Here is a 26,143-nt window from a genome sequence, read left to right as displayed (position 1 = left end):
CTAAATTGATTTCAATAAGATCCCATAAGAGAACTGACAGCCAATCCTAGGCTGCCAGTGCAGAGAAACGGCAGATTTACTCTGCGTTATAAAGCGTTGCAATAGCACGCTCCAAACGCGCCATACCTTCATCAATATCCGCTTTTTCAATCACTAATGATGGGGTAAAACGCACCACGTTGGTGCCTGCCACTAACATCATTAATCCTTCTTTTCCGGCTTGGACAAGAATGTCACGGGCGCGACCTTGCCACTCATCGGTTAGAGACGCGCCAAGTAATAATCCCTTACCACGGATCTCGGCAAAAATTGGATACTTGGCATTGATCGCAGTTAGCCCTTCACGGAACCACTGCTCGCGTTGTTTAACCCCAGCTAGCACTTCAGGCTTACTCACTTCGTCAATCACTGCTTCTGCAACGGCACATGCCAATGGATTACCACCATACGTCGAGCCATGAGTACCCACTTTCAAATGCGCAGCAAGCTCGGTCGTTGTCAGCATGGCACCGATAGGAAAGCCCCCACCAAGCGATTTAGCCGTGGTTAAGATATCAGGCGTTACTCCCAAACCTTGGTAAGCATAAAAATCACCTGTACGACCATTACCTGTTTGGACTTCATCAAAAATCAGCAATGCTTGGTGTTTATCACACAGCTCACGCACACCTTGAACAAATTCAACGCTTGGGCTAACTAAACCACCTTCACCTTGCAGTGGCTCCATCATCACCGCACAGGTTTTCTCCGACATGATCTCAGCTAAAGCTGATAGGTCGTTGTAAGGAATATGCGTTACTGCTTGAGGTTTAGGACCGAAACCATCGGAATAGGCTTCTTGTCCACCAACAGTAACGGTGAAAAAAGTACGCCCATGGAAGCCTTGATGAAAAGCGATAATTTGATCTTTTTCAGTACCAAATTTATCAACTGCATAACGACGCGCGAGCTTAAGAGCCGCTTCATTTGCTTCAGCACCTGAGTTGGCAAAAAAGACTTTGTCAGCAAAACATAACTCAGTGAGTTTTTTCGCTAAACGCAATGCTGGCTCGTTAGTTAATACATTACTTAAATGCCATAACTTGTCGGCTTGCTCTTTTAATGCGTTCACCATGATTGGATGGCAATGACCCAAGCAGCTCACCGCAATTCCACCAGCAAAATCGACATACTCGCGATCATGTTGATCCCATACTCGTGCTCCACTGCCACGTACAGGGATCTCCGCCATTGGTGAATAACAAGGCACCATCACCTCATCAAATAAATTACGTTCTACTCTCTGCTCTGTAGTCATCACATTATCCTTCTGTGTATAACGCTATAATCATAGTATTTACATTTTATTAACCTTTGCCAATAGCAGAATATTTTTTTTGCTATCTGGCAACACTACTATTTTTAATAAAACTGACATAGTTATGCGCTATCTCGGCAAATTTATTAACTCACAGAGACAAAAAGGTGTATTTCCTATCAGGAAACAAAAAGAATAGAGAAATATGCTAGTGAATAGCTTTGCAATTTCAATTAGAGAGGGGGACGTGTCTAAAAATTGTAGAGATGTGGATGATATCGCGATTTTAAGATAGATATTTTAACTAAAATCGCGATTATCTACTGTGACTAGCGTTTAAGAAAGTTCGCCAATAAGGCATGACCTTGCTCGGTCAGAATGCTTTCAGGATGAAATTGCACCCCTTCTAAAGGCAATGTTTTATGGGCAATCCCCATGATTTCATCAAACTCACCCTCACGCTCTGTCCACGCTGTGATATCAAAGCAATCAGGTAAGGTCTCTCTCTTCACCACTAATGAGTGGTAGCGCGTCACTGTTAATGGGTTATTAAGCCCTGCAAACACACTAGTATCATTATGTTTGATCGGTGACGTTTTACCATGCATCACTTGTCTTGCCCGTACCACGTCACCACCAAATGCTTGAGCTAGTGATTGATGACCTAAACATACCCCTAAAATGGGTAGCTTTCCGGCAAAGTATTCGATCGCTTGGAGTGAAATACCCGCTTCATTTGGAGTACATGGCCCCGGTGAAATCACTAAATGGGTCGGTGCTAATGCCTCTATGCCCGCGAGATCAATCTCATCGTTACGTACCACTTTAACCTCGGCACCTAACTCGCAAAAGTATTGGTAGAGGTTATAGGTAAATGAATCATAGTTATCGATAATTAACAGCATGCTATAACAGAGACCTTTGATATTCTGCGTTCTATTGTGCAATACATCACTAGAAACGCAAACCATAAAAAAAGCAGAGCCTATGCCCTGCTTAATCTATCTATCGTTACTCGTTAGTAAGGGCGAGCAACAAAACCTACCGCTTGGTACGCTTTCTTCAATACTTCAGCCGCACGTGCAGAAGCTTTTTCAGCACCTTGCTTCATTACGCTATCAAGGTATGCACGATCGCTACGGATACGGTGGTATTCAGCTTGTACTGGCTCAAGCATAGCAACCAGAGCTTCACCCACGTCTTTCTTAAATGGACCGTACATTTCAACGCCAGCGTATTGCGCTTCGATTTTAGCGAAGGTTTTACCTGTTGCTGCTGAGTACAGACCCATTAGGTTAGAAATACCCGCCTTGTTCTCAATATCAAATGCGATGCGAGGCGGTGTTTCAGCATCTGTTTGTGCCTTGTTGATCTTCTTAATGATCGATTTAGGCTCTTCCAGCAGAGTGATCACGTTCTTACGGTTATCATCAGATTTCGACATTTTCTTCGTCGCATCTTGAAGACTCATTACACGCGCACCCACGGTTGGGATGTAAGGTTCTGGTACTTGGAAGATTGGGCTATCTTCACCGCCATAAATGTTGTTAAAGCGTGTTGCGATATCACGCGCAAGCTCTAAGTGTTGCTTCTGATCGCTACCTACAGGTACTTGGTGTGCCCCGTACAATAGAATGTCTGCTGCCATCAGTACTGGGTAATCAAATAGACCGACGTTAACATCGTTAGCATGACGTGCAGATTTATCTTTAAACTGCGTCATACGGCTTAGCTCACCCATTTGAGTGTAACAGTTAAGTAGCCAGCCTAATTGCGCATGCTCTGGTACGTGAGATTGTACGAACAAGGTGCTCTTTTGTGGATCGACACCTACAGCTAAACAGATCGCTAAGGCATCTAATGTTGCTTCATGCAGCGCTTTTGGATCTTGACGAACCGTCACCGCGTGCAGATCAACCACACAGTATTGGCAATCGTAATCGTCCTGCATCTGTTCCCACTGACGCAGCGCACCTAGGTAGTTACCAATACTTAATTCACCAGAAGGCTGTACGCCACTTAATACAATGGGTTTACTCATGATCAGACAATCCTGTTAATTTCTTTTTTCGTAGAAAAGCGAGAGTCAGGCTCCCGCTTTTTATCTTGTTGCCAGTGTACACTGGAATGTACTAGTCGCCTAGTTTAACCACATCCGCTAATTGCTTGAAGTGATCACAGACCACATCCGGCTCGCTATCCGCGATAGGTTGACCATAGTTATAACCATAAGTCAGCCCAAGGGAATGACATGTTGCCGCTTTTGCTGCCAAGATATCATTTCGTGAATCACCGACCATCAGCATTTCATTTGCAGCAATGTTATGTTTTTCCATTAACCAATGCAGCGCATACGGATCAGGCTTTTTCAGTGGGAAGGTATCACCACCAATTACATCGACAAAATACTCGCTGATGCCATGCTCTTCAAGTAGATGAGGAACAAATTGCGATGGCTTATTGGTCACAATCGCCATTGGCATTCCCGCTTGATGAAACGCTGCCAATGTAGTTTTTACATCCGCATACAACGCGCTTTTCACATGACCACCTAGCTCGTAATAGTGATCAAATAACTGTCGAGCTTGTTTATGTAATTCAGGATCCAAATCAGGATCAATATCTATACTACGGCTAAGCGAGCGACCAATTAAGATATCTGCACCATTACCAATCCAAGTGGTAACTTGCTCGACCGTCACCCCTTCACGACCAAGGTGACGCATGGTTTTATCTGCCGCATCTGCTAAATCTGGCACGCTATCTAGCAAGGTGCCATCTAAATCAAATGCAATAAACTGGATGTTATCAAAAGCCATTAACACTTAGCCTCAGCTAATTCTGCGCGCATTTTATCAATCGCGACTTTGTAATCAGGTTCATTGAAAATCGCAGAGCCTGCGACAAACATGTCGGCACCTGCTTCAGCAATTTCACGAATATTATCGACTTTCACACCGCCATCAATTTCAAGGCGAATATCACGACCTGATGCATCAATACGCTTACGCACTTCACGTAGCTTATCTAATGTAGATGGAATGAAAGATTTACCACCAAAGCCAGGGTTTACTGACATTAATAAAATCATATCGACTTTATCCATGATGTAATCAAGGTAATGCAGTGGTGTTGCAGGGTTAAATACCACCCCTGCTTTACAGCCATGTTCTTTGATTAACTGTAAGGTACGATCAATGTGCTCAGAAGCTTCAACATGGAAAGTGATCATTGAAGCACCCGCTTTCGCAAAATCCGGAATAATGCTATCGACAGGCTTCACCATTAAGTGCACATCAATCGGTGCAGTAATGCCGTAATCACGCAATGCCTTACAGATCGGCGCACCAAAGGTGAGGTTAGGTACATAGTGATTATCCATCACATCAAAGTGGATCACATCAGCGCCTGCTGCGAGTACCTTTTCAACGTCTTCACCTAAACGTGCAAAGTCAGCCGATAAGATAGATGGAGCAATCAAAAAATCCTTCATGTTCTTGCCTCTATTCGATACAAAAAACCGGATACTTGGTTAACCAAGCCCAATAAATTGCAACAATTCTACCCGAACCATGAAACCTTGTCCCAATGGATTTATTTATTACTTCAGTTGGTCAAAATGATGAGACAGCCCACTATACTTAAGTTATGGCTATTGAAGAGAAATATGGATGAAAAAACAGGAGCAAGAAAAGCAGATGCTATTCTCTGTGATACGCAGTGTCCTTGCTGCTTTGTTTGGCGTTCAATCTGACAAGAATCGTTATCAAGACTTCAAGCAGCCAACAGCATGTCCATTTATTATTACCGGGATCGTAATGATTGTGATGATGGTAGGCGCAATCATCGCCGTCGCTCAGTGGGCAACGGCAAGCCAATGATCACTCTTCTTCTGAAGAAAATTTCGCTGTCGCAAGTGAAGGCGTAAACAGAGCCAATAACTCATCGACTTTATTTCGTCCACTGCCATTGCGGCTAATCGTACGTTTCACTTTCACCACAGACAGATCTGCACCTGTATATAAACGACGAGTTAGTGCAGTATCGTGATTAGAAATGAGTACCGTGATATCACGCTCTTGTGCTGCTTTTTCTGCGACATCTGCCAAGGTTGCTTGATCGTCTAAGCTAAAACCATTACCGGCATATGAGGTAAAGTTTGCAGTGCTCGACAACGGCGCATAAGGTGGATCGCAATACACTACGCAGCCTTTACGAGCACGTGAAAATGTTGTGGTATAGCCTTCACACACAAACGTGGCACGCTTAGCTTTTTCAGAAAAATAACGCATTTCCTCTTCTGGGAAATACGGCTTCTTATACGAGCCAAACGGCACATTAAAGCCGCCTTTCTTGTTATAACGACATAAGCCATTAAAACCATGACGGTTCATGTACAAGAAATATAACGAGCGCAGGTACGGATCATCACTGGCATTAAAATCTTCACGAATCTTTAAATACGCTTCTTTGCTATTATATTCAGGCGTGAATAATTTACGCGCATCTTCAATATAGCGCTCTGGCTCATTTTTGAGGATGTTGTAAAGATTGATCAGATCAGGGTTAATATCAGCCAGTAAGTAATGGTCATAGTCAGTATTTAGAAATACTGAACCTGCCCCAACAAAAGGCTCAACCAATTTACGCGCAGGCGGTAGATGTCGTTTAATATCCTCAACGAGAGAGTATTTACCTCCAGCCCATTTTAGGAATGCACGATGCTTTTTCATTAAGCTAACCCACCACCACTAGCAATATTGTCACGAAAGGTCGCGGATTGTACCTCATTTCTACCCTCTACTGATACCAATTCACGTAAATAACTGCCCTCATGGACTTATTTTAAACGTTCTATTTCTTGCTGGATTTTTTTATACGGTTTCGGCCACGGACGCAGAGCTTTTAATTCATTCGGTAATGCACGAATCGCAGTACGCGCCTGCTTCGCCGTTTTATAATCACCGGAAATAACAATAAACCATATTTTTCCATCACGACGAGTTTTATATATGGCAGTAGATGATTGCACCTTATTCTTTTTCACAAAAGCTTTGGTTTCATTCCAGCTCATCGATGCAGACAATTGAATTGCGTAATGACGTGAATTCTTAGCTAGCAATGTTGTGGTATTGACCAGCTCAATTTGGACCTGCTGTACAGAAGCAACTTTAGGCTTAGAAGCTTTCACCGCAACAGCTGGCGTTGGTGTGGTGGCAGTAACAACAGGCTCTGTTTTCGTCACTGTTTTTACAACTTTTTTATCAGGCTGTGGACTTGCTTCAACTGGCTTATTTTTTTCAGCCTCAATCGTGACAGGCTCATCTGTATTTTCAGATGGCGTAGCATTATTAGATCTAACTGGTGTTGGCGTTAGCTCTGCTTTTACTTCTGACTCAGGCTCTGCAGAAAACTCTTTTGCTGCACTTTCACCTGTACCACCAACACTTTGCTCATCCATCATGGCATCAACTAACTTTGACGGTACTACCATTCGCTGAGCTTCTGGCTCTTGGCGCCCAACCGTAAGCCCTTCACCATGAATAGGCATCGGCAAAGGTTTATCATCAATCACAGGCTCAGATTCATCACTTTGCGAAGAAGTACTCTGTATCGCCTGAGATGTCGATGATGTTGGCTCTGGGGTCAGTGAAAACATCGTCGCAGGTTGTGATTGATAGTAATCAATGCCAAACCAACCGACGACGGTTATGAACAAGAGTACCACCAGCCCAACCAGTAACTTCATTGGTGATAAGCGTGGTGATGTATGCGGTGAAAGCGTACTGTTATCCGATGATGGCAGTTGTTGTAAAGCACCGGGACGTGGCTGAGATGATGACAGACGCTCTTTTAGCTCACGGCGATCGTAAGCACCTAATTGCTCATCACCTAGTAACATCTCACTAAATTGACTGACTTCCTCTGCACTTAGCTCACTGATTTCAAGTTCAAGTAAAGCCATCCCTGAGACTTGGGCGATATCATGCAGAGGTTTGGCAATAGTCTCCGGCTCTGCAAACAATAAAATATTAATTTGCCAACCAAATCGCTTTTCAGTACTTCTGACTAATGCCCAAAGCTCTACCAATAATTCAGGCGCAAGAAATTGCGCATCATCAACGATGATAACGAGGTTTGTTTGTTCAGGAAGTAAGTGCTCTGCACTTTGGCGTAACGAGTCTTGCTCGTTAAACATCGGATTGGCATTAAATTGCTTAAGCAAATTTGAACGCTGCTGGATCAGTGTTTGCCCTTCACTGCAACTGAGCAGTGCTTGCTCAGCATCTTGGGCATATTGTTCTAGATAACGATGTGCCAGCCAGGTTTTGCCTGAGCCTTGTGTACCGGAGAGTAAAATAAGGTGTGAACTAAATCGGGTAATGAACTGTACCCGTGAAAGCAACTGGATCTGGCTATCCAGATCCATGTTTTTTGCTGCTAACGTGCTATCCATAATTAATCACAACTTAGCGATTAATCACATCCTGCAATACCTCATGCGTCACATTAGACACGACTTCAGCACTGCCAATGGATGTAGGTAGAACTAATCGTAGCTGGCCTGATAATACTTTTTTATCACGCATCATATGCTTGATAAATTCATCAAAGCCCATTGTTTCAGGTGCAACTACAGGTAGCTTTGCTCGCTCATGCAGACGAATAATACGTGCTACATCATCATCACTGATCAAGCCTTGTTTTGCTGCTGTTCTTGCTGCGAGAACTGTACCTGCCGACACCGCTTCGCCGTGCAGCCAGTTGCCGTAGCCCATCTCAGCTTCAATAGCATGACCAAATGTATGACCTAGATTAAGTAAAGCTCGTACACCTGATTCTTTTTCATCAGCTGCAACAACATCGGCCTTAATTTGGCAACAACGCGCAATGGCATAACACAAAGCATCGTTATCTAACGCTTGTAGGCGTTCAATGTTTTCTTCAAGCCAAACGAAAAAGTCGTGATCAGCAATAATACCGTACTTGATCACTTCAGCCATGCCCGCTGCAAACTCACGTTCAGGCAACGTACGTAAACAATAATTATCAATAACCACCGCTTTTGGCTGATAGAAAGCACCTATCATGTTCTTACCCAATCGGTGATTCACTGCGGTTTTACCACCGACAGATGAGTCCACTTGAGAAAGTAACGTGGTAGGTACTTGAATAAAATCTACGCCACGTTGGTAACTTGCCGCAGCAAAGCCGACAACATCACCAATAACACCACCGCCTAATGCAACGATCACCACATCACGGCCATAATTACCATCAAGTAAAAATGTCATGATTTGATTAAAGGTATCTAACGTTTTGTATTGTTCACCATCAGGGAGAGAAAGTAGCGCCACTTGGCACTCTAATGAACTGATGGTATCCATTACCTGCTGTGCATACAGCGGAGCAACGGTTTCGTTACTGACCACTACGACCCGCTTTCCAGCAGGAATTGCAGATGCAAACAACGCCGAGTTGCAAAACAACTCGGCGCCGATTGAAATAGGGTAGCTTCTGTCACCTAAATTGACATTGATCCGTTCCATGGTCAGCTTCTCTCTTTAGTTGATTAACGCTCTTCCAGCATTTTGATGATTTGGTTAGCCACTACTTTCGCACTTTGATCATCTGTGCGAACTACGTAGTCTGCTACTTCTTCATACAATGGATTGCGCTCTTCTGCAAGTGCTTCCAGCACTTCACGAGGCGTATCTGTTTGAAGTAGAGGACGCTTTTTATCGCGTTGAGTTCGAGCAAGTTGCTTCTCGATAGTCGTCTCTAGGTAAACTACGATACCACGAGCAGAAAGGCGATTACGGTTCTCTTTACTTTTAACAGAACCACCACCCGTTGCCAGAACAATACCTTGCTCTTGAGTTAGATCATCAATTACTGCTTCTTCGCGAACACGGAAACCGTCTTCACCTTCAACATCAAAAACCCAACTAATATCAGCACCTGTACGCTCTTCGATCACTGTATCTGAGTCAAAGAATTCCATATGCAGCTGCTGTGCAAGGTGTCTACCAATAGTGCTTTTGCTTGCACCCATTGGGCCGACTAAGAAAATATTTCGTTTTTCAGCCATTTTTAGCAATTTTACGCGCGGTTAATAAAACGACACCACCCGCAGGCTCTATGCATTGATAAGCCCGAGGCGCCAAGTTCCTCACATATAATTCGTGATAAGACAGAAAATTATCTCAGGACTAACTGCTATATTGCAAGTGCTAGTCACTCCCAATAGCTATTTTATTATGCCTGTCCTACCCAAAGAGGCCGCCATAATGGCTCAGCAATGGTCTAAGGTCAATCGTAATCACTTTGTTGATCTTCTTATCACTGAACAAGACTATGGCAAAACAACCAATATATAGCCCCATAAAAACAACGGATGGAACTATTTTCATAATTTTCCATCCGTCGCTTTAACAGTGTAGTCAAATTTTTATTGTTTGTTTCTCAGTACGAAAGACTACTGAAGAACAATTTTTGGTGTCACGAAAATAAGCAGTTCACGCTTACCCATTTGCTCCATCTTATGGCGGAACAGTGCACCAAGCACAGGGATATCACCCAATACTGGTACCTTACGGGTGACGTTGGTCATACTGTGCTGGTAAATACCACCCAATACAACGGTTTCGCCATTATTGACTAGCACCTGAGTACCAATACGTTGAGTATCAATAGAAACTGCCGTACCTTCACCAGTTGGGACATCTTCACCCTTGTTATCTTGTGTCACTTCAAGATCCAACACTAACTTATCATCAGGAGTGATTTGTGGTGTCACCATCAAACTTAGCACGGCCTTTTTAAATGATACCGATGTCGCACCACTGGATGAGGCTTCTAAGTAAGGAATTTCTGTACCCTGCTCGATGTAAGCGGTTTTCTTGTTAGTCGTCATCAAACGTGGGCTTGAGATAATTTCTGCTTTGTTTTCGGTTTGCAGGGCAGATAATTCTAAATCCAATAAGATATTACCCAGCTTTGCCACTTGGAAAGCAATGGATGCCGCACCTGCACTTGCACCTAAGTTGACGTTTAGGAAATCATCCACCGTTGCATCGTCATCTAACAGACCTGAGCTTGCCAAGTTACCTTCAATTGAACCACCAATGGTAGTATCACCATCAACTTTCGATACCCCCCAGCGCACACCTAACTCATCAATATCGCCTTCATTGATAGTCACGATACGCGCTTCAATTTGAACCTGTTTAACCGGAATATCTAATGACTCAACAATGTTTTTAATGCTTGAGATGTTATCAGAGATATCTTTGATGATAAGCGAGTTAGTACGCTCATCAACATGCAGAGATCCACGTTCAGACAGCATGCCAACACCATCTGTACTACCACTTAGCAGCGCTGCAATATCCGTCGCTTTTGCGTAGTTCACTTGGATAAGCTCTGAGCGCAGATTTGAAAGCTCTTGCTGCTTACGCTTTGCTTCCATTACCTGATGCTCACTGGCTGTTAGCTCAGATTTAGGAGCAACCAGCAACACTGAGCCTCGTACACGCTTATCTAAATCTTTTGACTGTAGAATAATATCTAGCACTTGTGGCCATGGCACATCGTCTAAACGCAGCGTCACATTACCGCTAACTGAATCAGACACGACCAAGTTAAAATCGTTGTAGTCAGCAATCAACTGTAGAACGTTACGTACTGGGATATCTTGGAAGTTAATTGAAATCGGCTTGCCTTTATAATTAATTTTGGCATTTGATTTACTACCTGATACGGCCTTTTTCGCTGCACGCTTTTCAATGATCACTTCTAGGCGCTTACCACGTAGATTGTAATCATAATCGTAGCTGCCTTTCATATTGAACATGAGGCGAGCACCTTTAGACACTCGCATGGTTTCAATACTTTCGACAACAGTTGCAAAATCAACCACATCAAGTGTGTACACCATGTCATCTTTAAGCACAGTATCGAAAATATCCAGCTGTAATTTATTGCCATTACGACGCAAATCCACTAACGATTGTGGCTTTTCCAGACGCACTGTTAGGACACCACGCCCTTTACCATCACGACGAAAATCAATGGCTTGAATTTGGTTATCTATCATCCCTGCCGCAGGCACAGCAGCCACACTAGGAAAAGCCAATAAACCAACACACAACAACCAAAGTGTTGCTAGATACTGGCGGCTTAACATCCACACATTCCCTTTCATAACTTATCCTTGATTACTGCTGAACTAGCGCCAGTTTTGTCGGTCGTTTTAGCCAACAACCTTTTCCATCTGGTAGCGTTTCTTCGATTTCAATTTCTTTATCACTAACGGTAAGCACCTTACCTCGATTAAGACCAATGTATTGTCCTGGCTTAATCTTCATTAAGTCTCCTTCAGGCGTGAATACCAGTCCCCAAAGTTGCTTGTTATTACCAATAGCCCCTTTCATCGCTAATTTTTCTAAAGCAAATTCTTCAAGCTTACTTAACGGGCGATCAAGTTGCGGCTGCCAACATGTTCCCGTGTCTTCTTTTGCTAACAATTGCTCTGGAATAGGCTTTACAAATGGCACGCGTTTACTGGTCATTACAAACGTTTCAGCGGTAAACACAAAAGATTCAGGCAATGGTTTTACTCGTGCTTTCGCTTCACTGTGTGTTGTGGCAATAAACTGCTCAACAGAATCATCATTGGCTTTACAGCCCACCAGACCAATAACAATAGGTAGTAACCACAATACTTTCTTCATTGGTTAGCCCTCATCACTATTGGCATCAACATGGGTAGGCGCTTTGAAACGATACGTTGTTGCCGAAACCTTAAGAGATAGTGTCTCGTCCGGCTCACCTAACGGCTTAACACGACTTAACTCCGCATTATTTAAGTTAACAATACGAGGTAGCCTTGCGATCGCTTCAGCAAACTTACCAATCTGCTCATAGTTACCCGTCAGCTGCATATTGATTGGCAACTCGTAATACAGTTCATGTTCAACTCGTGGTGCCCATTTTATCGACTGGAATACCAAGCCGTTATTCACACCAATATCGTTAATACCTGATAGCAAGCTAGCCAGCTCTTGCTCTTCAGGTAACTGTTCAATCATTTCATGGTAACGACGATTAAGCTCTGCCACTTGCTCTTTAACTCGTGGTAATGCCGCAACCTGTGATGCTCGACTGACTAACTGGGTCTTTAATGTCTGCTCTTTTTGCTTCATTTGTTCAAGCTGATCATTCATTGGACTTACCCAATACCAATAACCAAAGGCACTTAATGCAGCAGCTAAAATCACCGCAACTAAACACTGCGGTAACAAGGGCCATTCAGTAATTTCGTCTAATTCTAATTCCTGCCAATCAGCCATTTACTCCCCCTTGCTTCCATTGGTTTTAGCGACTTTCTTGGCTTGTTGTGCCAAAGAAGGATCGGTCAAATCAAATGAAGCATTAAACTGAGACAACTGCTCAGACTGACTTCCTTTGGTTGTCACTAATGAATGCATATCAACATTGATGAACCACTTCGACTGCTCGGCAGCACCCAGTAAAGCTGCTAAGTGACCATTTGAATCACCCACCCCTTTAATGCCAACACGCTCAACATTGAGGTTCAATGTTTCAAGGTAAACACCACCCGGCACCACATTCGGCAGTTGATTCAACAGTTGTGTGACACGATTTCGCGATTGCTGAATATCGGCAATAACATTTAAACGCAGTTGAATCGCTTTTCGTTGCTCTTCTAACTTAGGTAAGAAGGCTAAACGTTTTTCCAGCAAATCAATTTCTTTTTGAAATTGTGCATTACGTGCTTGCTGTTGTTGCTGCTGTAAATCGAGGTATTTCGCCACCCCATAATTACCAATAAATGCGACAAATACAGCAGCGGCAATCAGCCCCATAAAACGTTGTTTATGTTGCTTGCGACGCTCTTCTCGCCAAGGTAGGAGGTTTAATTTATCTATCATGCCATCCCCCGCAATGCTAAACCGGTAGCCACAGCATATTGGCTCGACATATCAACAGGCAGTGTCAGCTTCTTTGGTTGTGTGAAGTGTTCAAAAGGCTTTACCCATACCACTTCTAAACCAACCAATTGTTTTAATAACGATTCGGAAATTAAAGACTGACAACCACCAGCTAACCACAAGCCTTTAATGCTGCAACGAGGATGGGTTGAGTTATAAAGTTGAATTTGGCGTTTTAATTGCTCTGCAAATTGCTCCGTAAAACGTTCAACTTTATTTTCTTCACTGATTTCTTCTTGAAATGGGTTTTCTTCAAACTGGCTGGTACCAAAACGAATTTCGCGGTGATAAGCATTACTGCCTTCAGGCTTCATACAAAATTCAGTATGGCGTTTACCAACGTCAACTACACCCCATTGAGTATATTGGCTACCGACTTCAGCTAAATATTCTGTGAGCCATAACAACGCATTCGTCTGAAGCTCAACCACTGACGGTTTAAAACCGACTTTTTTTAACGCGGTAACACGGCTATCAATGGTTTCCTTACGCGAAGCAAAAACCTGATATGGCGCAGTGGTGGCGGCTTCAGAGAAACGCTCACTCACCATTGGGTAATAATCAAACCACAGCTCTTCAACTGGGAATGGAGAAGCCGCTCCTAACGCTTGGACAATAGCGAATTCAGCCTCATCTTCATTGAGGCTGGTATCAAGTTGAACGACTTTGCTGATCACAGCACTATCTGGTAAGGCTAAAGTAACGTTCTTGGCTTGCCATGGCAGCTGTTTCTTTAATTGACGTATTGCTGACAACAAAGCTGCCGCATTTACACTATGCTGCTCGTTGATTACCGATTTGGTTAATTCAACCTCAGCATATGCAGTCAATTCAAACTGATCTTTTTTCTGCTGTAGCGCCACAGCTTTTATGCTGTGACTGCCAATATCTACCCCAACACTTAATGGGTTCCGAAACATCCGTGTTATGCTCCCATGTGGCGAAAAAACAAACTATTTCGAATAAACACCATCAACGGCATTAATTTTCTTTTTGTTATCTTTATACTAGTAATTGAAAGATAATGGATAATGACAATTAGCACGATGGCGTAACGGGAAATCTCAAGTGAAGTTCATAAAGCGATTACTAATACTTGCATTAATTTGCATAATTCTTGGAGTTGGTACTATTTTTGGCCTTTACCTCTATGTAAAGCCTGACCTCCCAGATGTAGCTGAGTTAAAAAATGTTGAGCTGCAAACACCGATGCAGGTGTATAGCGAAGACGGTAAACTGATCTCACAGTTCGGTGAAAAGCGACGTATCCCTCTGACATTAGATGAAATTCCTCTTCTAATGCGCGAGGCATTCATTGCCACAGAAGACAGCCGTTTTTATGAACATCCAGGGGTCGATCCTATCGGTATTGCCCGCGCTGCATTTGTTGTTTTAACCTCAGGTTCAGCACGCCAAGGTGCGAGTACCATTACCCAGCAGCTTGCACGTAACTTCTTCTTATCTAATGAAAAGAAGTTAATGCGTAAGATTAAAGAAGCCTTTATTGCTATTCACATTGAAAAGCTGCTAACCAAGGATGAGATTCTCGATCTTTACTTAAACAAGATTTATCTCGGTTACCGTGCCTACGGTGTTGGTGCAGCGGCACAAGTTTACTTTGGTAAAACGGTCGATCAGCTAACACTGTCTGAAATTGCGGTGATTGCAGGTTTACCAAAAGCGCCTTCAACCATGAACCCAATTTACTCCATTGACCGTGCAACCACACGTCGCAATGTAGTACTGATGCGTATGTTTGAAGAAGGCTACATCACCAAAGCACAAATGGATGCAGCACGCGCTGAGCCAATTGTTTCCCACTACCACGGCGCAGAAATTCAGTTATACGCACCATATGTCGCTGAACGTGCTCGTGCATGGATGGTAAACCGCTACGGTGAAGCCGCTTACGAAAGAGGCATGAAGGTTTACACCACGATCAACAGTAAGCTTCAACTCGACGCACAACAAGCAGCGGTGAACAACCTATTAGCCTACGACCAACGCCATGGTTACCGTGGTCCTGTTGCGGTTATTTGGAAACCGGGTCAAACGCCACTTAATGCTAATCAAATTGTTGATAAACTGAAAAACCAGCCAGTTTATGACTAACTCATTCCAGCTATTGTGACTAAAGTGGGTGAAAAGACGGCAAATATCGTCACTAAAAATGGTGATATTGCAGTTATTAATTGGAATGGTATGAGCTGGGCACGTAAGTTCATCTCAGACTCTCGTCAAGGTGCTGCACCACGCAAAGCCAGCGATATTCTAACTGCTGGTCAACAAATCTGGGTTCAGCATAAGCAAAGTTTGGTGAGCGATAAAGTTGATAACGCATCAGTATCAACCAGTGAATGGCTACTGAGCCAAACACCAGCGGTCAACACAGCCTTTGTTGCAATGTCGCCAAATAATGGTGCCGTACTAGCAATGGTTGGTGGTTTTAACTACGCACAAAGTAAGTTTAACCGTGCCACCCAATCTATCCGTCAGGTGGGTTCAGGTATTAAACCATTTATTTACTCAGCAGCGATTGAGAAAGGCTTAACACTTGCAACACTGATTAACGATGCGCCAATTACTAAGTGGGACAAGTGGCAAGGTAAAGCATGGCGTCCTAAGAATGCGGATGGTAAATACGGCGGCCCTACTCGTGCCCGTATTGGTCTAGCGCGTTCTATTAACGTGATGGCTATTCGCGCACTACGTATTGCAGGGTTAGATTTCACCATTGATTACCTCACTCGCTTTGGCTTTAAACGCTCAGATCTGCCTCGTGCTGAGCCTATCGCATTAGGTGCTGGTAGCTTAACACCGCTTGAGCTTGTACAAGGCTACTCGGTATTTGCTAACGGTGGTTATGCGGTTGAACCATTCTTAATTAACAAGGTTGATAACAATGATGACCAGTTAATTTACTACGCAGATCCAGCGATTGTATGTAACGACGCTTGCCAAGCGAAAAACCCACAAGCGAAAATGCAAGTGGCAATGGCTACGGCTGTTGAAGATCACAAATTAGATCAACCAGCGGACAACACTAAACCTGCACCAGCAGAAAAACCAACACTGGCCGATCTTGAACAAGTGATCACTATGCCACCTGTTCGCTACGCTCCAGAGGTGATCAGTGAGCAAAATGCATTCCTGGTTCGTGAGATGCTAAACAGTAACATCTGGGGTGAACCGGGTAAGAGTTACGGTACTGGCTGGCGTGCAAAAGTGCTTAAACGTCATGATATCGGTGGTAAAACAGGTACAACCAACAATGCGAAGGATGCATGGTACACAGGTTTTGGTCCAAATATTGTGGCTACAACTTGGGTTGGTTTTGATGATCACCGTCGTGAATTAGGTCGCACAAGCTGGAATAATAACCTCGGTAAAAACCAAACAATTGGTGGTGAATTCGGTGGTAATGCTGCGCAACCTGCATGGATCAACTTCATGCGTCAGGCGCTAAAAAATACCCCTGAGCAAGAAAAACAAATTCCAGATGATATTGTGAAAGTACGTATCGACCGTGCAACGGGTCAGCTATCAAACCGCGATGATGCAAGCTCTATGTACGAGTACTTCATCAAAGGGACTGAGCCAACACGCTCTGTACAGCAAGCGACATCTGAACGTCAATTTGATACAGAAACAGCAGAAGAGCTATTCTAAGTATCTTTAAAAACGAAAATAAAAAGAGCGCTCATTGAGCGCTCTTTTTTTATCTTTTCATATATGGCGTTATGCTTGGGTATGTTTAGCAAATACCTCAGGCATTCTTTCTTTAATAACTTCCGCAAGCTTCTCATAACGCGCTTTCAGCGGTGAACCCGGACGATAGGCTAAAGTGATTAAGCGTGTTGGCTGTGGGTGCTCAGCTGCGATATAACACACACCATCACGGCAATGCTCTTTCGGACTAGCAAGTTGTGGTAACAAGGTGATCCCACTACCTGCCGCTACCATGTTACGCAGTGTCTCAAGACTAGTTGCTTTAAAACGACCGTCATCACGAGCACCCGCGGCAAAACAAAAACCCAGCGCTTGATTACGCAAACAGTGACCATCTTCTAGCATCAATAAGCTTTCGCCATGTAGCAGTGACATATCAATTTCTTTCTTATCCGCCCATTTATGGGTTTCAGGCACCACAATCATCATTGGCTCATCATAAAGTGGCAATTCAATAAACGGCTCGCTCTCTTTCACTGCCGCCAAAATGATGCAATCCAGCTTCCCTTCTTCCAACTGCTGAACAAGCTGATGGGTTTGCGCTTCATGTAAGAACAACTCTAAATCTGGAAATGCTTCCTTTAGGGTTGGAATGATCTGTGGCAGTAAGTAAGGCCCCACAGTAGGAATAAAACCAATATGCAGTGGTCCCGACATGCTTTCGCCTTGAACACTAGCAAGTTCAGTTAAAATTTTGACTTCAAGCAACACTTTCTGCGCTTGAGCGACTAAACTCAATCCGGCGTCAGTAAATAGGACGCGACGGCTAGTTCTTTCTAATAATGAAACACCTAGCTCATCTTCCAACTTTCTAATTTGACCACTCAAAGTAGGTTGGCTGACGTAACACGCTTCTGCTGCTTTGCGAAAATGTTTGTGCTCGGAAAGAGCAACAAGATATTCCAGATCACGAATATTCATAGTTCTTCTTACAATAGGAATTAACTATTGAAACCATAGCAGCAAACGATTGGAGCTATCAAGCGCAAAATCACATAATGGCTACATCAAAACGGAGCAAACAGTTAAACACTCCGATTGCATCAAATTGAATTTATAGTTTTTAAGGAATTACATTATGTTCGCATCTAAAGAAGGTCAGGCTATTCCTCAAGTTACTTTCCACACTCGTAAAGGTGATCAGTGGGTTGACGTAACAACAGAAGAGCTTTTTGCTAATAAAACAGTTGTAGTATTTAGCCTACCTGGCGCATTCACACCAACATGTTCTTCTAGCCACCTACCTCGCTACAACGAGCTAGCGTCAGTATTTGCTGAAAACGGTGTTGACGACATTCTATGTGTATCAGTAAACGACACATTCGTAATGAATGCATGGAAAGCAGACCAAGAAGCTGAAAACATCACTTTCATCCCAGATGGTAACGGTGAGTTCACTAAAGGCATGGGCATGCTAGTTGAGAAAGATGACCTAGGTTTCGGTGCTCGTTCATGGCGTTACAGCATGTTAGTGAAAAACGGCGTAGTTGAGAAAATGTTCATCGAAAACGAAGAACCAGGCGACCCGTTCAACGTATCTGACGCAGACACTATGCTGAAGTACATCGCTCCTGAGCAAAAACTACAAGAATCAATCACAGTATTCTCAAAACCTGGTTGTCCTTTCTGTGCAAAAGCAAAACAGAACCTAATCGACAAAGGTCTACAATACGAAGAAATCATTCTTGGTAAAGATGCAACAACGGTTTCTCTACGTGCAGTATCTGGCCGTAGCACAGTTCCTCAAGTATTCATCGGTGGTAAGCACATCGGTGGTAGCGAAGAGCTAGAAGCATACCTAGGCTAATCGCCACACCAATAATAAGAAACAAAGCGGGCACTGACGCAAAGACGTCAGGCCCCACCCTGCACCACTCGGAGAAGTTACGATGAAAACCTTGAATGTTGATGTTGCTGTTATTGGCGGTGGTACTGCTGGTTTAGGATCATACCGCGCAGCAAAAGCCCACACCGATAGCGTAGTAATGATTGAAGGCGGCCCTTACGGCACAACCTGTGCTCGTGTTGGTTGTATGCCATCAAAATTACTCATTGCAGCAGCAGAGAGCGTTCATAATATTGAGAAAGCACCCGCATTTGGTGTGCATCCTCAAGGTGACATCGTGATCAATGGCCGTGAAGTGATGGACCGCGTAAAACGTGAACGTGACCGTTTCGTTGGTTTCGTCCTTGAAGGTGTAGATGAGATCCCTGCTGCAGATAAGATTTCTGGTTACGCTAAATTTTTAAATGATCACACCCTACAAGTCGATGATCACACTATCATTAATGCTAAACGCATTGTTATCGCGACGGGCTCTCGCCCTGCCTACCCAGGTGTATGGAACGAGCTAGGCGATCGTTTAGTAGTTAACGACGATGTATTTAACTGGGACGATTTACCAAACTCTGTTGCTGTATTTGGTCCTGGTGTGATTGGCTTAGAGCTAGGTCAATCACTAAACCGCTTAGGCGTGAACGTGACTATGTTCGGTCTTGGTGGTCAAGTTGGTCCTCTAACAGATCCTGAAGTGATGGCTTACGCTAACAAAGCCTTTAACGAAGAGTTTTACTTAGATCCAAACGTGCAAGTTGAAAGCATGAAGCGTGTTGGTGATCAGGTTGAAATTCAATACGTCACTAAATCAGGTGAGCTTGCAACGATTTTGGTTGATTACGTACTGGCTGCGACAGGTCGTCGTCCTAACGTTGATAACCTTAACATTGAGAGCACAAGCTTAGCATTGGATGAGCGCGGTGTACCAACGGCTGATTACTACACCATGCAAACCTCGGTAGATTCCATTTTCATCGCAGGTGATGCAAGCAATCAAATTCCATTGCTCCATGAAGCTGCAGACCAAGCGCGTATCGCAGGTGATAACGCAGGTCGCTTCCCTGAAATTCGTGCTGGTTTACGTCGCACTAAGATTTCAGCTGTTTTCACTGATCCGCAAATTGCGATGGTGGGTGAAACATATAAAGAAATTACCACTCGTCTAGGCACGTGCGGTTGTTTCGAAACAGGTACGGTTTCATTTGAGAACCAAGGCCGTTCACGTGTCATGCTACGTAACAAAGGTATGTTGCATGTATACGGTGAACAAGGCACAGGTCGCTTCCTTGGCGCTGAAATGATTGGCCCTGATGCAGAGCACCTAGCGCACCTATTAGCTTGGGCGCATCAAAATAAGATGACGGTAGCAGAAATGCTTGATATGCCTTTCTACCACCCAGTTATCGAAGAAGGTGTTCGTACTGCCCTACGTGATCTGAATGCGAAATTACGTTTGGGTCCAGATATGATCAAGCATTGTCTGGATTGTGGTCCAGGTTGTTAATCAACAGAACCTGCAGTCTTTGATTGGCAGAAACAAAACCACAACTACTCTCCAAATGAAAAAGCCCTCGTCATGAGGGCTTTTTTCTATCTCGCAAATTACTTTAATTAAGCAACGTTAACCGTCGGAATACGCTGCTCTTGATCCAATCGCACTTCAAGCGCGACTTCATCACAGGCATGCTGACGAGGACAACGGTCACAATCTTTCATTACCTTCTCTGGCAATAAGGATTTCGATGTTGGGGTAAAGCCTCGCTTCATAAAGAACTCTGGTACACGAGTCAGAACAAAGACTTTCTTAATCGCCATTTGCTCGGCTTTTTCAAGCAAGTGCTCAACAATTGCTTTACCTTGACCTTGCTGCTGCCAATCGGCTTCAACACCTAAAGAGCGAATTTCCGCAAGCCCTGAATCATAAACATATAACGACGCACAACCTGTCACGACACCATGATGCTCAGCAACCGCAAACGAGCCAATATCACGCACTAACTCATTGCGATTACGCGGTAAATTTTCACCAAGCCCTGCCCAGTACACCACCATACCTTCAATTGCATCAAGATCGGTTAAGCGAGCGCCACGCACTTTCACACTTGGTGAGTAACGTTTTTCTAAGCGTTTTTCAGCCTGACCAATCGCGTAATCCACTTGATTTGGTGCAACGCCACCCAGCGCACAACGTTTATCTAAACACGATTCAATGGTCAGAATTGGATACACGTCGTCATCAATCACGTCAGAGAATTGCTTCATCTCTGCAAGTGATAACTCTTCTAATGCGCAACCTTTGGCAATCGCTGCCACCACCGCAACACCGACAATATGGTGCGCTTCACGGAATGGAATGCCTTTCGCAACCAAGTAATCAGCAAGCTCTGTCGCATTAGAATAACCTTGCATTGCAGCTTCTAAAGTACGGTCTTTATTTATCTTAATACCATCAAAACACAGCGCAGCCATTTCCATACAGTCATGCCAGCTATCAAGGGCGTCAAACAAGCCTTCTTTGTCTTCTTGCATATCTTTGTTGTATGCAAGCGGTAAGGCTTTAACCGTCATCATCATGCCAGTCATCGCGCCATAAACACGCCCACATTTACCACGAATAAGCTCTAATGCATCTGGGTTTTTCTTCTGTGGCATCAAAGATGAACCTGATGTCACGGTATCGGCTAACTCAATAAAGTTAGATTCACCTGAATTGTAGAAGATCAGATCTTCTGCCATACGAGATAAGTGCAGCATAGAGATAGAAGCAGTAGAAAGCAGCTCCATCACATGATCGCGATCAGAGACTGAATCTAAGCTGTTACGGGTTGCACGGTGGAAACCTAAGCTATGAGCCAAGACTTCACGATCAATCGGATAAGCCGTACCCGCCAGTGCGCCAGAGCCTAACGGACAGGTATCTAAACGATCGAGCGCATCGGTTAAACGAGAATAGTCACGCTCAAACATCTCGACATAGGCTAAACACCAATGAGCAAACGTCACAGGCTGAGCACGTTGCAAGTGAGTGTAACCCGGCAGAACCGTCGCTTGGTGATCACGAGCCACCATCACCAGTTGCTGCTGCAAGCGATCGAGCATTAACAATAATTGCTGGCCTTGCTGACGACACCATAGTTTTAAATCGGTTGCGACCTGATCGTTACGTGAACGTCCGGTATGAAGCTTCTTACCTAAATCACCAACTTTGGCAATCAACTGCTGCTCGACCCAACTATGAATATCTTCCGCATCTGAACGTAAAATTTGCTCAGGATCTTCCATCACAGCAAGTTTTAGCTCATTCAATGCCAACTCAAGCTTTTGCTGCTCTTGCTCAGTTAATACATCGACCTGACGAAGGGCTTTAGACCATGCGATTGAGCCAACAATATCTTGCTCAGCAAGACGGTAGTCAAAGCGCAGTGAATCATTGAATTGTTTAAACCGTGTGTCAGCTGCCTGACTAAAACGTCCGCCCCATAATGCCATGGTACCTCTCCTTTGCTCAGCGTATCGACTTGCTTATCTTATTATGGCGTGAATTCAACGGGGCATAGGTAGGGAGCCCCGTTGAGTGTATTACTGATTATTTCTTTTGGCTGTTTAGCGCACGAATACGGCTTGCTAGCGAGTAAAGACGGATAAAACCACCTGCATGGCTGTGATCGTAAACCTCATCTTCACCGAAGGTTGCAAACTCTTCCGAGTACAAGCTGTTGGTTGAACGCTTCTGGATCACCGTCGCTTGACCTTTGTATAGCTTCACCACAACTTCACCGCTAACATCTTTTGCTAACTCGTCAGCCGCTGCAATCAACGACTGACACAGTGGTGTGAACCAACGACCATCATAGATAAGGTGCGATGCTTTAAGACCTAGCGTTTGACGGAAATCGAAAGATTCTTTATCGAGTACTAGCTGCTCAACGGCACGTAGAGCTTCCATCATGATGGTGCCCCCTGGTGTTTCATAACAACCACGAGACTTCATACCAACCAGACGGTTTTCAACGATATCAATACGACCAACACCGTGCTCAATACCTTTTTCATTAAGGTAAGTCAGCACGTTGTATGGCGTCATTGCTTCACCATCAACTGCGACAACTTCACCTTGTTCAATCTTAAGTGTTACCGTTTCAGCTTGATCCGGTGCTTGCTCTGGATCTTTTGTCCAAACCCAACATAGATCGTTAGGTGCGTTCCACGTATCTTCCAGTACGCCACCTTCTGTTGACACGTGCCAAGCATTAGCATCACGAGAGTAAATTTTTTCAAGTGATGCGGTACATGGAATATCACGCTCAGCAAGATAATCTAGCAATGCTTCACGGCTACGTAGATCCCACTCACGCCAAGGTGCGATTACTTTTAGTTGTGGAGCTAGTGCGGCAAATGCACCTTCAAAACGCACCTGATCATTACCTTTACATGGTACAACCGTGACACAGTGCATCGGCCCCCACTTCTAATGCACACTCAACTTGGGCTTTTGCGATGATTGGACGTGCCATTGAGGTACCAAGCAGGTATTTACCTTCGTATACCGCACCTGTTTTAAGTGATGGGTAGATGTAATCTTTTACCATCTCTTCTTTAAGATCGGCGATGTAACACGCTGACGCACCAGAAGCTAACGCCTTCTCTTCAATGCCTTCTAGCTCTTCTTCACCTTGACCCACATCTGCCACGAACGCGACAACTTCACAGTCATAGTTCTCTTTCAACCATGGAATAATGGCTGATGTATCTAAACCACCCGAATAAGCCAATACAACTTTATTTATCTTGCTCATGTGCTGCTCTCCTTCTCAGCCTTGCGGGTATTCCGTTCAGGCGATGTGCTTAATATTGCTAATTTAAAATTCAATTACAGAGTAAATTTGGTGCCGATACTTTGCCCATCAAATAAGGCGGTCAACTTTTCAGGATAACGCCAGCTTGCCACTTCAATTGGACGACCTAGGGCTTTGGCGGCATCGAAAGCGGCACGCACTTTGACAATCATGCCATCAGTGATCACCGCTTGTTCAATCAGCGATTCTGCTTCAGCTTCAGTTAATGCGTCGATTAGGTGACCTTTACCGTCTAATACACCACTCACATCAGACAGTAGGACTAATTCACCATCAACGGCAGCTGCCACAGCAACAGCTGCTTGATCCGCATTCACATTCATTAACTCACCCTGCGCATCTAAACCGATCGAACTAATGATTGGCATATAACCCGATGCCATGATTTGTGAAACCAGTGTGCCATTACCGGGCTTTGCATTACCCACTGAGCCTAATTCAGGATCTAACTGTGAAACTTCACACAAACCACCATCGGCCAAACTTAGACCAACGGCTTTGACACCAGATTTGATCGCCTGACCTTGCAGCAGCTTGTTTGCCGTCCCAGCCAGTGCGCCAGCAATCACAGGAATTTGTTCACTTGGGGTAACACGTAACCCCTGCTTTTTCACTGTTGGCAATTGCAGCTTTGCCATTAAATCGTCAACCAAATAGCCGCCGCCATGCACTAACATCAGTGGGCGATGAGAGTTTTCTTGATAAGCATTAATCGCTGAAAACAATTTTTCTAACGTTTCAGTACATGAAAGTACTGCACCACCTAACTTAATGACTAATGGAACCTGACTCATCATCGAACTCCTACACTAAAGCGGTTAATTGAGGGAAACCATTTCGAATATTTATGCATTGCATCGCTTGCGAAGAGGCACCTTTTAACAGGTTATCAATCGCAGATGTTAAAATAATGTGTTGACCATCCACCTGCCAGCCAATATCACAGAAGCAAGTCCCCACCACATTCTGTAGACGTGCCGCTTGTGTCCCTAAAAGACGTACCGCATGTTTATCTGCTGTAGATGCATATGCTAGATTCAATGCTTCCGTTACCTGCTCTAGCGTAACGCCTTGTGCTAGCTTCGCTGTAATAGTTGCAAGAATGCCACGTTTAAAGTTGCCAAGATGGGGAGTGAAAATAACATCGCGACCTAAATGAGTACTGATTTCAGGTTGGTGACGGTGAGAGAATAAACCATAAGCTTGCAGGCTTACTTCGCAGAAACTATTGGTCATAGTCGCTTTACGTCCTGCACCAGACACACCACTCACCGCATTGATCACTGACTACTGTTCGGTATCAAGTAAACCTGCTTCAATAAGAGGCTTAAGTGCCAATTGCGATGCGGTTGGATAACAACCCGGCACAGCAATTAACTGTGCGCTAGCAATCGCTTCATGATTCCATTCCGCTAAACCGTAAACAGCTTGCTCCAGCCAGTCTGAATACTGATGTTCAAAGCCGTAATACTGAGTATAGAAATCATCGCCCTTAACACGAAATGCACCTGATAAATCAAACACCTGACAGTCTTGTTCTAAAAAGTCAGCAGCGAGGTCATGACTCACTTGGTGTGCTGTTGCCAGCAATACGATATCTGCTTGTTTAGCAATGGCTTTGGGATCAACTAGCGGTTGCAACGGTAAATCAACGATACCCTTTAGTTGACCATGTAACTCACTGAGCAACTTACCCGCATCAAGACTATTTTCAGAAACAAATAAACCAGCCAGTTCAAGGTGAGGATGTTGGGTTACCATTTTCGCAAGCTCAGCGCCAGTATAGCCACTTGCACCGATAATTAGAGTCTTTAACATTACAAATTCCATTTAAGTCTTAATGATAGTTGTCACCGTCAGGCGCAAAATTGGCTTTTATGTTTATATTTTTGCAGCAGTAACGTGTAACAAGGTGTGCTGAGAACAGCAATATGAGGGGCGCATTACGCACCAAGCGAAATATGACTTAGCGTCGTCGGAAGGTATGAGTAAAAAGCTTCGCTTGGTTCATGTGAAAACATCCTTAATTAACAATAGAGACCCGGCATTCCTTGCTCAGGTTACGGCTAATACAAAGCAATAAAATATTCGTTTGCGTTGCATTTATATGTTTACTGGTTAATTTACGTACTGTCAACAATAAAGCCTTAAAAACACCCCTTTTGTTATCTTTTTTAAAACCATTTCATCATCTTTTTGTAACGTTTTGCATCATTCATATATTTGACATGCGTTTCCGACAATATTATTACTAACCATTATTTGTTATCAAACGAGCAATAATGAAACAAAATTACAGACTTCAATCTAGTTTATGACCAAAATCAAAATGGCATGGTTTTAATGCCCGAAAATGTAATGATAGTTGACCTCAAAGTGAGATCACGGCTAGATTGTCTGTTAGATT

At 43.9% G+C, this 26,143-nt stretch carries 20 protein-coding genes and 3 pseudogenes; 4 read left to right on the top strand and 19 right to left on the bottom strand.

The window, feature by feature from the left end:
• Positions 1 to 76 precede the first annotated feature (76 nt).
• From Q7674_RS07920 to rpe, 5 genes are all read right to left on the bottom strand, one after another.
• Positions 77 to 1,297 carry an aspartate aminotransferase family protein gene (locus Q7674_RS07920; RefSeq protein WP_045063273.1) on the bottom strand — a complete coding sequence of 407 codons (1,221 nt, stop codon included), beginning with the start codon at positions 1,295 to 1,297 and terminating at the stop codon, positions 77 to 79.
• Between the two features lie 329 nt (positions 1,298 to 1,626).
• Positions 1,627 to 2,202 carry an aminodeoxychorismate/anthranilate synthase component II gene (locus tag Q7674_RS07915; RefSeq protein ID WP_023933770.1) on the bottom strand — a complete coding sequence of 192 codons (576 nt, stop codon included), beginning with the start codon at positions 2,200 to 2,202 and terminating at the stop codon, positions 1,627 to 1,629.
• Between the two features lie 113 nt (positions 2,203 to 2,315).
• Complete coding sequence (gene trpS, locus Q7674_RS07910) at positions 2,316 to 3,338, bottom strand: tryptophan--tRNA ligase (RefSeq protein WP_045063274.1); 1,023 nt, start codon at positions 3,336 to 3,338, stop codon at positions 2,316 to 2,318.
• Positions 3,339 to 3,429: 91 nt separating this feature from the next.
• Entirely contained in the window at positions 3,430 to 4,116 is a 687-nt protein-coding gene (locus tag Q7674_RS07905; protein WP_045063275.1) for a phosphoglycolate phosphatase, read from the bottom strand.
• Entirely contained in the window at positions 4,116 to 4,790 is a 675-nt protein-coding gene (gene rpe, locus Q7674_RS07900) for a ribulose-phosphate 3-epimerase (RefSeq protein ID WP_305423489.1), read from the bottom strand. The genes Q7674_RS07905 and rpe overlap by 1 nt, the downstream gene beginning before the upstream one ends.
• Before the next feature lie 178 nt (positions 4,791 to 4,968).
• Here rpe and Q7674_RS07895 point away from each other — a divergent pair, with 178 nt between their 5' ends.
• Complete coding sequence (locus Q7674_RS07895; protein WP_305423487.1) at positions 4,969 to 5,178, top strand: DUF2970 domain-containing protein; 210 nt, start codon at positions 4,969 to 4,971, stop codon at positions 5,176 to 5,178.
• Here the strand turns inward: Q7674_RS07895 and dam are convergent, their stop codons facing one another.
• From dam to pilM, 9 genes are all read right to left on the bottom strand, one after another.
• Positions 5,179 to 6,030 carry an adenine-specific DNA-methyltransferase gene (dam, locus tag Q7674_RS07890; protein ID WP_045063279.1) on the bottom strand — a complete coding sequence of 284 codons (852 nt, stop codon included), beginning with the start codon at positions 6,028 to 6,030 and terminating at the stop codon, positions 5,179 to 5,181.
• Between the two features lie 107 nt (positions 6,031 to 6,137).
• Positions 6,138 to 7,754 carry an AAA family ATPase gene (locus Q7674_RS07885; RefSeq protein ID WP_305423485.1) on the bottom strand — a complete coding sequence of 539 codons (1,617 nt, stop codon included), beginning with the start codon at positions 7,752 to 7,754 and terminating at the stop codon, positions 6,138 to 6,140.
• A 13-nt stretch (positions 7,755 to 7,767) separates the two neighbouring features.
• Complete coding sequence (gene aroB / locus Q7674_RS07880; RefSeq protein WP_045063282.1) at positions 7,768 to 8,847, bottom strand: 3-dehydroquinate synthase; 1,080 nt, start codon at positions 8,845 to 8,847, stop codon at positions 7,768 to 7,770.
• A 23-nt stretch (positions 8,848 to 8,870) separates the two neighbouring features.
• Entirely contained in the window at positions 8,871 to 9,389 is a 519-nt protein-coding gene (gene aroK / locus Q7674_RS07875; protein ID WP_305423483.1) for a shikimate kinase AroK, read from the bottom strand.
• Positions 9,390 to 9,776: 387 nt separating this feature from the next.
• Complete coding sequence (locus Q7674_RS07870; RefSeq protein ID WP_237156102.1) at positions 9,777 to 11,504, bottom strand: type IV pilus secretin PilQ; 1,728 nt, start codon at positions 11,502 to 11,504, stop codon at positions 9,777 to 9,779.
• 13 nt (positions 11,505 to 11,517) lie between these two features.
• A complete protein-coding gene (locus Q7674_RS07865) occupies positions 11,518 to 12,033 on the bottom strand; it encodes a pilus assembly protein PilP (protein WP_008988123.1) in 516 nt (171 codons plus the stop codon).
• Between the two features lie 3 nt (positions 12,034 to 12,036).
• Complete coding sequence (locus Q7674_RS07860) at positions 12,037 to 12,651, bottom strand: type IV pilus inner membrane component PilO (protein ID WP_008988124.1); 615 nt, start codon at positions 12,649 to 12,651, stop codon at positions 12,037 to 12,039.
• A complete protein-coding gene (locus Q7674_RS07855; protein ID WP_008988125.1) occupies positions 12,652 to 13,254 on the bottom strand; it encodes a PilN domain-containing protein in 603 nt (200 codons plus the stop codon).
• Entirely contained in the window at positions 13,251 to 14,234 is a 984-nt protein-coding gene (gene pilM / locus Q7674_RS07850) for a type IV pilus biogenesis protein PilM (protein ID WP_008988126.1), read from the bottom strand. The genes Q7674_RS07855 and pilM overlap by 4 nt, the downstream gene beginning before the upstream one ends.
• Positions 14,235 to 14,382: 148 nt before the next feature.
• On the opposite strand from pilM, the pseudogene Q7674_RS07845 reads away from it, so the two are divergent.
• Positions 14,383 to 16,983 (top strand): annotated as a pseudogene (locus tag Q7674_RS07845) (penicillin-binding protein 1A).
• A 69-nt stretch (positions 16,984 to 17,052) separates the two neighbouring features.
• Here Q7674_RS07845 and oxyR read toward each other — a convergent pair.
• Complete coding sequence (oxyR, locus tag Q7674_RS07840; RefSeq protein WP_045063286.1) at positions 17,053 to 17,964, bottom strand: DNA-binding transcriptional regulator OxyR; 912 nt, start codon at positions 17,962 to 17,964, stop codon at positions 17,053 to 17,055.
• Positions 17,965 to 18,121: 157 nt separating this feature from the next.
• Here oxyR and Q7674_RS07835 point away from each other — a divergent pair, with 157 nt between their 5' ends.
• Together Q7674_RS07835 and Q7674_RS07830 are read left to right on the top strand one after the other, a co-directional pair.
• On the top strand, positions 18,122 to 18,850 hold the full coding sequence (locus Q7674_RS07835; RefSeq protein ID WP_045063288.1) for a glutathione peroxidase: 729 nt from the start codon (positions 18,122 to 18,124) through the stop codon (positions 18,848 to 18,850).
• Positions 18,851 to 18,932: 82 nt separating this feature from the next.
• Entirely contained in the window at positions 18,933 to 20,384 is a 1,452-nt protein-coding gene (locus Q7674_RS07830; protein WP_045063289.1) for a dihydrolipoyl dehydrogenase, read from the top strand.
• Positions 20,385 to 20,491: 107 nt separating this feature from the next.
• Here Q7674_RS07830 and argH read toward each other — a convergent pair whose 3' ends face one another.
• From argH to argC, 4 genes and pseudogenes are all read right to left on the bottom strand, one after another.
• The gene (gene argH / locus Q7674_RS07825) at positions 20,492 to 22,369 is read right to left on the bottom strand and encodes an argininosuccinate lyase (protein ID WP_305423480.1); all 1,878 of its coding nucleotides are present in this window, start codon (positions 22,367 to 22,369) and stop codon (positions 20,492 to 20,494) included.
• A 97-nt stretch (positions 22,370 to 22,466) separates the two neighbouring features.
• A pseudogene (locus Q7674_RS07820) lies at positions 22,467 to 23,676 on the bottom strand (argininosuccinate synthase).
• Positions 23,677 to 23,750: 74 nt separating this feature from the next.
• A complete protein-coding gene (gene argB, locus Q7674_RS07815) occupies positions 23,751 to 24,530 on the bottom strand; it encodes an acetylglutamate kinase (RefSeq protein ID WP_008988133.1) in 780 nt (259 codons plus the stop codon).
• 10 nt (positions 24,531 to 24,540) lie between these two features.
• Positions 24,541 to 25,554 (bottom strand): annotated as a pseudogene (argC, locus tag Q7674_RS07810) (N-acetyl-gamma-glutamyl-phosphate reductase).
• Positions 25,555 to 26,143 lie beyond the last annotated feature (589 nt).

This window comes from Photobacterium leiognathi (assembly GCF_030685535.1).
Classification (GTDB): Bacteria; Pseudomonadota; Gammaproteobacteria; order Enterobacterales; family Vibrionaceae; genus Photobacterium; species Photobacterium leiognathi.
Note: the sequence above shows the minus strand (reverse complement) of the source record. Positions and strands in the feature narration are given on the sequence as shown.

Excerpts from the sequence above, each read along its gene's own strand:
- pilM (WP_008988126.1), bottom strand. The coding sequence starts at position 14,234 with ATGTTTCGGAACCCATTAAGTGTTGGGGTAGATATTGGCAGTCACAGC.
- Q7674_RS07830 (WP_045063289.1), top strand. The coding sequence starts at position 18,933 with ATGAAAACCTTGAATGTTGATGTTGCTGTTATTGGCGGTGGTACTGCT.
- Q7674_RS07865 (WP_008988123.1), bottom strand. The coding sequence starts at position 12,033 with ATGAAGAAAGTATTGTGGTTACTACCTATTGTTATTGGTCTGGTGGGC.
- aroB (WP_045063282.1), bottom strand. The coding sequence starts at position 8,847 with ATGGAACGGATCAATGTCAATTTAGGTGACAGAAGCTACCCTATTTCA.
- oxyR (WP_045063286.1), bottom strand. The coding sequence starts at position 17,964 with ATGAATATTCGTGATCTGGAATATCTTGTTGCTCTTTCCGAGCACAAA.
- trpS (WP_045063274.1), bottom strand. The coding sequence starts at position 3,338 with ATGAGTAAACCCATTGTATTAAGTGGCGTACAGCCTTCTGGTGAATTA.
- argH (WP_305423480.1), bottom strand. The coding sequence starts at position 22,369 with ATGGCATTATGGGGCGGACGTTTTAGTCAGGCAGCTGACACACGGTTT.
- Q7674_RS07835 (WP_045063288.1), top strand. The coding sequence starts at position 18,122 with ATGTTCGCATCTAAAGAAGGTCAGGCTATTCCTCAAGTTACTTTCCAC.
- dam (WP_045063279.1), bottom strand. The coding sequence starts at position 6,030 with ATGAAAAAGCATCGTGCATTCCTAAAATGGGCTGGAGGTAAATACTCT.
- Q7674_RS07920 (WP_045063273.1), bottom strand. The coding sequence starts at position 1,297 with ATGACTACAGAGCAGAGAGTAGAACGTAATTTATTTGATGAGGTGATG.
- Q7674_RS07860 (WP_008988124.1), bottom strand. The coding sequence starts at position 12,651 with ATGGCTGATTGGCAGGAATTAGAATTAGACGAAATTACTGAATGGCCC.
- aroK (WP_305423483.1), bottom strand. The coding sequence starts at position 9,389 with ATGGCTGAAAAACGAAATATTTTCTTAGTCGGCCCAATGGGTGCAAGC.
- Q7674_RS07870 (WP_237156102.1), bottom strand. The coding sequence starts at position 11,504 with ATGAAAGGGAATGTGTGGATGTTAAGCCGCCAGTATCTAGCAACACTT.
- Q7674_RS07895 (WP_305423487.1), top strand. The coding sequence starts at position 4,969 with ATGAAAAAACAGGAGCAAGAAAAGCAGATGCTATTCTCTGTGATACGC.
- Q7674_RS07885 (WP_305423485.1), bottom strand. The coding sequence starts at position 7,754 with ATGGATAGCACGTTAGCAGCAAAAAACATGGATCTGGATAGCCAGATC.
- Q7674_RS07855 (WP_008988125.1), bottom strand. The coding sequence starts at position 13,254 with ATGATAGATAAATTAAACCTCCTACCTTGGCGAGAAGAGCGTCGCAAG.
- Q7674_RS07915 (WP_023933770.1), bottom strand. The coding sequence starts at position 2,202 with ATGCTGTTAATTATCGATAACTATGATTCATTTACCTATAACCTCTAC.
- rpe (WP_305423489.1), bottom strand. The coding sequence starts at position 4,790 with ATGAAGGATTTTTTGATTGCTCCATCTATCTTATCGGCTGACTTTGCA.
- Q7674_RS07905 (WP_045063275.1), bottom strand. The coding sequence starts at position 4,116 with ATGGCTTTTGATAACATCCAGTTTATTGCATTTGATTTAGATGGCACC.
- argB (WP_008988133.1), bottom strand. The coding sequence starts at position 24,530 with ATGAGTCAGGTTCCATTAGTCATTAAGTTAGGTGGTGCAGTACTTTCA.